This is a genomic window from Dehalococcoides sp. (assembly GCF_041654235.1).
In the GTDB taxonomy this organism is placed as follows: domain Bacteria; phylum Chloroflexota; class Dehalococcoidia; order Dehalococcoidales; family Dehalococcoidaceae; genus Dehalococcoides; species Dehalococcoides mccartyi_B.
This window is the reverse complement of the sequence record NZ_JBAZDW010000076.1, coordinates 1-5503: the sequence shown is the minus strand read 5'-3', so window position 1 is coordinate 5503 and position 5503 is coordinate 1. Positions and strand designations below refer to the sequence as shown.

Here is a 5503-nt window from a genome sequence, read left to right as displayed (position 1 = left end):
AAATTATGATAATGCTGTTTCCCGTGATTACTCTGAGATAGAAAATATAAACAAGGCCGGGCCGATTGTAATGGCGGATATTACAGTTTTGAACGAACTGGACTTGAAAGACCTTGAAAAGCAAGTAAAGAAACTTGGCCTTGAACTGCGAGCAGACGCATGAGCCGCCCAAATGTAGATGAATACTTTCTTAAGATAGCGGCAGTGGTAGCCGAACGTTCCACCTGTGTCCGCCATCACGTCGGGGCAGTAGCCGTAAGGGACAAACATATTCTTTCCAGCGGTTACAACGGTGCGCCGGCTGGTCTGACGGATTGTCTGGAACTGGGTTGCTTACGTGACCAGAACGGCATTCCTTCGGGTACCCGCCATGAGATTTGCCGGGCGGTGCATGCCGAACAGAATGTTATTATTCAGGCGTCTCTGCATGGCACCAGTCTGGAAGGGGCAACTGTTTATGCCACTCACACCCCTTGCGTACTGTGTGCCAAAATGCTGACCAATGCCCGTATAAAACGCTATGTCAGTTACGGCAAATACGCGGATGATTCGTTTATAGATATGTTTAAACAGGCGGGTATCGAGGTGGTTATCAAAGATCGTCCTCCGTGTGTAGTGGAATATCTGGACTAAGAAGTATAAAAAGTGGTCAATATTTCAGAATAGTAAAACCGGTATGGCAGTGTTACAATTAATATATACCAATGTGAGTTAAAATATTTGGTAGCAAAAGTAATAGTTAACCCGGTGGCGGGGGCAAGGTCCACCGAACAAAAATGGCCGCATATCAGCAGGCTTATGCGTGATATGGGCTTTTCTTATGATTTTCAATATACCGAAAGCCAGGGGCATGCTATAGAGATTGCCCGTACCGCCGCTCTAAACGGATATCCCTATCTGGTAGCAGTGGGTGGTGACGGTACTATTAACGAAGTAGTCAACGGTATCCTTACCGCCAGCCAAGACCAAAAAACCCTGATGGGAGTGGTGGATACCGGTACCGGCAACGATTTTGTGCGTTCACTGGGTCTTGACGGAAACTATCTTCATTCCTGTCAGCATTTGCTTAGCCCCAAACACACTCAGGTAGATGCCGGCTTGGTGATTTTCCAAAAAGATGGCCGAAAGGTCAGTCGTTTCTTTGTAAACGGGGCAGGGGTGGGGTTTGATGCCGAAGTGGCGGCCGCTACCGAACATATGCCCAAAGCTCTGGGCGGGACTATCCCGTTTGTAATGGCTCTGGCTAAAACTCTGGTTGGCTATCGCAACAAGACCATAGATATTAGGCTGGATACAGATGACTATACCCGCCGTGTTTTAAGCGTAATTGTAGCTAATGGCAGTTATTTCGGGGGTGGCATGAAAATCGCGCCGTCCGCCCTTATTACTGATAGCCGGTTTGATGTAATAACTCTGGGTGATGTAAACAAGCTGGAAATCCTGCAAACCTTCCCCAAAATTTACAAGGGTACTCATATTACCCATCCCAAGGTAAAAACCGAACATGCCCATTTTGTCAGTATTACCTCCGGAGAGGGGTTGTACCTTCAGGCAGACGGCGAGCTTTTAGGCAAGACTCCGGCTACCTTTGAGGTATTGCCTCAGGCTCTCACCATGGTCTTCTGATTAAAGCCCCTAGTCTATTTGTTCTTTTGCCAGACTCCAGCATTATCCGTTTAATATTCGGCTGTACATCTTAGTTTTTGTTTTCGTTTTGATAAATGCCGCAGTAACCGCCGGTTTCGGCATTAAGCTTGAAAAATACCAGCTGAATCAGGCGGGTGTTTCGTTCCAGTATCAGCCCGGCCGGATTATAAACTACCAGCAAAGACTCGCTTCGGCCGGAGTAGCCTGCATCCCAGACGGCAGTATTGACAGTACAGCCGCTGCGTAAAAGTGATGAGCGTGGGGTGGCCAGTGCCATTACATCTTTGGGGATATTGACTACCTCGTTGTAGACTACGGAATAAATACCCGGCATCAGTTTTATCTGGTTATTATGGTCAAACTCAAGCGGGTTATTTACAGGCAGTTTACGGCGGGCATTGTCGGTGGGCAAAACACCTTCGCCTTCCAGACTGCGTACCTGTTTCAAACTCAAATCAAACCCGTTTGGCTGAAGCTGGTTTCCCAGATCAGGGTAATCTTCCAGCAGGGGTTTAGCTGACTTTATGAGGCGGAGTATTTCTTCTTTGGCTAGAGCCGACATAGGCGTTTCTCCCGCATATTATTTAAGTGAATTTAACACAATACAGTCACTTCGGCAAATTTATTTTGGCGTTAACATAAAAAAGCACTTGACACTGTGCTACTATTTATTGTATACGTATTAAAGCTAGCTTGGTTCCGAGGCGGTTAATTGGGAGTCTGTGTCCATAAACTGCGCTGGAAACAAAGCAATTTATATCAAGGAGGTGCAGTCATGGCACAGGACAAAACTTTGGTCTGTCGTGATTGCGGCAATGAGTTCATTTTTACCGCCGGTGAGCAGGAATTTTATGCTTCCCGCGGTCTGAAAAATGAACCCAAACGCTGTCCCACATGTCGTTCCGCTCGCCGCTCTGAAAACAGGGCAGAAGGTGGCGAAAGAAGGACATATGAAGTAGTGTGTGCCGCGTGTGGCGTTCAGACAACCGTTCCCTTTGAGCCTACTGAGGGCCGCCCGGTTTATTGCAAGGACTGTTACGCTAAAACAAAAGAAAGCGAATAGAGCCTCTTTTTTAACCCGGTAAAATCAAATACAGACTCATACTTTAAGAATTTTCTGGTGAGTACGGGTCTGTATTATTTTTCGGGGCTAGGAGTTATGCAGGATTTTAGACAGAAAGAGCTTGGTTCTTTCATGTTTGGGGTTAGTGAAAAATTCATTCGGGGGGGCACTTTCCACTATCAGGCCTTCGTCCATGAAAATTACCCTGTCAGCCGCTGCTCGGGCAAAACCCATTTCGTGAGATACCACTACCATAGTCATACCCTCTTTGGCCAGAGTGGTCATTACGTCCAGAACCTCTTTTATCATTTCAGGGTCAAGGGCGGAAGTCGGCTCGTCAAAAAGCATTATCTGGGGATTCATGGCCAGAGCTCTGGCTATGGCTACCCGCTGCTGCTGGCCGCCTGATAGCTGAAGGGGAAAGGCATGAGCCTTGTCCGGTATGCCCACCTTCTTTAACAGGTCTGCCGCATTCTCCGCGGCTTCCTCTTTGGTACGTTTCCTCACCTGGCACTGGGCTAAAGTTATGTTGTCAATAACCTTCAGGTGGGAAAACAGGTTGAAGGACTGAAAAACCATGCCTACCTCACGGCGGACATGATTGATATTTTCGGTGGTGTCAAGGGTAATGCCGTCTACGGTTATTTTGCCTGAGTCATATTCTTCCAAGCGGTTTATACAGCGTAACAGGGTAGATTTACCCGAACCCGAAGGGCCGATAATGACCACTACTTCGCCTTTTTTTACTTCAAGGCTTACCCCGCGCAAGGCCTGAACCCGCCCAAAATGTTTTTGGACGTTTTCAATCTTGATAATGGGTTGTTCTGCAGAAGTATGTTTTTTGTTCATTATCTTGAAAATGCAGTTTTCTTTTCTATGTAGTTTATCAGACGGCTGGACAGGAGCGTAAGTATCAGGTAGAGCAGGGCAATCATACTCCAAACCTCAATGGGGTTGAAATTGGTAGCGGTAAATTCACGCCCCAGCCTTACCATATCAGCTACGGCTACGGTAGATACCAGTGAAGTGTCCTTTAGGAGTGAGATAAATTCGTTACCCATGGGGGGCAAGACCACCCTGAGTGCCTGCGGCAGTATTATAAACCGCATTGCCTGAGTATGACTCATGCCAAGGCTGCGGGCCGCTTCCATTTGCCCTTTGGGAATACTCTGGATGCCTGCCCGGTAAATTTCGCCCATCTAGGCGCCGTAGCAGAAGGTCATACCCCAGATAGCCATCACAATGGGGTTGGCCTGATAGTTCAGCATCGGTCCGAAATTCAGGGCTTGCCCTATGGTCTGGATTATTACCGGGAAGGCAAAATACCACCAGATAAGCTGAACCAGCAAGGGAATGCCGCGTACAATTTCAACATAAAATGTGGCTATGCCGCGGATTAAAGTATTCTGAGATAAACGCCCCAGACCGCCGAATAACCCCAAAATAAGCATCAGGAAATAAGATACAACGGCAACCAGCACCGTAATCCCGATACCTACCCATACGTACTTGAAAATATCCAGAAAAGGGTCAGGCTGAAACAGCATCAGACCGCCCGCCAGAGCAAAAACCCCGGCTACCAACCACCACCATGGATCCATCCGGTTAGATGGTTCAGCCCCTGGTATGAGGGCTATTTTTTCAGGCGGCTTAATCTTGTTTTCTGCCATTTCTCCATACAAGAGAGGGGGCTTTTGAAGCCCCCTCTGTAGTTCTTAACGATTATGGATTCAAGTTCCACTTGGCTATAAGCTGGTCAAGCGTACCGTCTGCAATGACGGCTGCCAGACCCAGATTAATCCTGGACAGGATTTCTGTTTGGCCTTTAGCTACGGAAATGCCGTAGTATTCGTCAGTGAAAGCAGTACCCACCTTCTTGAGTTTGTCGGGGTTAGCATTTACATAATCTATGGCTACCGGGTTGTCGCAAATAACGGCGTCAATCTGGCCGTTGATAAGGTCCTGGAAAGCCAAACCAATTTCATCGTATGATTTTACAGTAGCGTTAGCTATTTTTTGGGCCTCAAAAAATCCGGTAGTGCCGGTTTGGGCCGCAACCCTTTTACCGGTCAGGTCATCATGGCTCAGGATAGTGGTATTGGTTTTCTGTACGCAGACCATCTGGCCGGCGTTAAAATAGGGTTCAGAGAAGAGCCATTTTTCGAGACGGTCGGGGAGAATGGTGATTGAGGAAATGGCTACTTTATACTGACCGGTAGCCATACCTGCCAGTAAGGCATCCCAAGCCACATTCTGGAAGGTGACTTCCAGATTGGCCTTTTCGGCAATAGCTTTCATCAGGTCTATATCAAAACCCTCTATAGCATGAGTTTGTTCATTAACATACTCAAAGGGCGCCCAGGTGGCATCGGTTACTACGGTAATCTGTAGTGTGGCAGTGCTGTCGTCAGTGTCATCGGTAGAGCTTTGGCAGCCAGAGAACAGCAATGCGCTGGACAGGAGCAGAGTCATAAGGATAGTACTTAAGCGCTTCATCTTTCCTCCTAGATTTATTAAGCTAATTCAAAGCCTTCTAAAGAGATGCAGATTAAAAAGATTACGAGGAAAGTCTACAATATTTACGGCCATGTGTCCATGTTTTTTTAGGGTTTGCTTTGAAAAATAATGCCCGACCGGGAGGTATCTGTAGCTGAAAACCACCCGGCAGGGCATATATTATTATATTTAACGGCTGCTAATTTGAGCGGGTGGCTACGAAAAGAGTGCCCGGACCTGCATGTACGCCCAGAGCAGCTCCTAGTCTGGATATTACTATCTGTTTACGCGGGAAAA

The 5503-nt window shown here is 47.3% G+C and carries 6 protein-coding genes and 1 pseudogene; 3 read left to right on the top strand and 4 right to left on the bottom strand.

The features are described from left to right. Window positions 1-159 precede the first annotated feature (159 nt). Both WC259_RS07485 and WC259_RS07480 read left to right on the top strand, forming a co-directional pair. Complete coding sequence (locus WC259_RS07485) at window positions 160-633, top strand: cytidine/deoxycytidylate deaminase family protein (protein ID WP_011308935.1); 474 nt, start codon at window positions 160-162, stop codon at window positions 631-633. Window positions 634-720: 87 nt separating this feature from the next. Then, window positions 721-1626: a diacylglycerol kinase family protein gene (locus WC259_RS07480; RefSeq protein WP_011308936.1), complete on the top strand. Its 906-nt coding sequence runs from the start codon at window positions 721-723 to the stop codon at window positions 1624-1626. 70 nt (window positions 1627-1696) lie between these two features. Here the strand turns inward: WC259_RS07480 and WC259_RS07475 are convergent, their stop codons facing one another. Further along, on the bottom strand, window positions 1697-2209 hold the full coding sequence (locus WC259_RS07475) for a deoxyuridine 5'-triphosphate nucleotidohydrolase (protein ID WP_011308937.1): 513 nt from the start codon (window positions 2207-2209) through the stop codon (window positions 1697-1699). 213 nt (window positions 2210-2422) lie between these two features. On the opposite strand from WC259_RS07475, the gene WC259_RS07470 reads away from it, so the two are divergent. Beyond that, a complete protein-coding gene (locus WC259_RS07470) occupies window positions 2423-2710 on the top strand; it encodes a zinc-ribbon domain containing protein (protein WP_011308938.1) in 288 nt (95 codons plus the stop codon). Between the two features lie 87 nt (window positions 2711-2797). Here WC259_RS07470 and WC259_RS07465 read toward each other — a convergent pair whose 3' ends face one another. From WC259_RS07465 to WC259_RS07455, 3 genes and pseudogenes are all read right to left on the bottom strand, one after another. Further along, window positions 2798-3559, bottom strand: coding sequence for an amino acid ABC transporter ATP-binding protein (locus WC259_RS07465; protein WP_011308939.1), 762 nt, complete (start codon window positions 3557-3559; stop codon window positions 2798-2800). After that, window positions 3559-4380 (bottom strand): annotated as a pseudogene (locus WC259_RS07460) (amino acid ABC transporter permease). The gene WC259_RS07465 and the pseudogene WC259_RS07460 overlap by 1 nt, the downstream one beginning before the upstream one ends. A gap of 52 nt (window positions 4381-4432) precedes the next feature. Then, window positions 4433-5206 carry a basic amino acid ABC transporter substrate-binding protein gene (locus WC259_RS07455; protein ID WP_011308941.1) on the bottom strand — a complete coding sequence of 258 codons (774 nt, stop codon included), beginning with the start codon at window positions 5204-5206 and terminating at the stop codon, window positions 4433-4435. Window positions 5207-5503 lie beyond the last annotated feature (297 nt).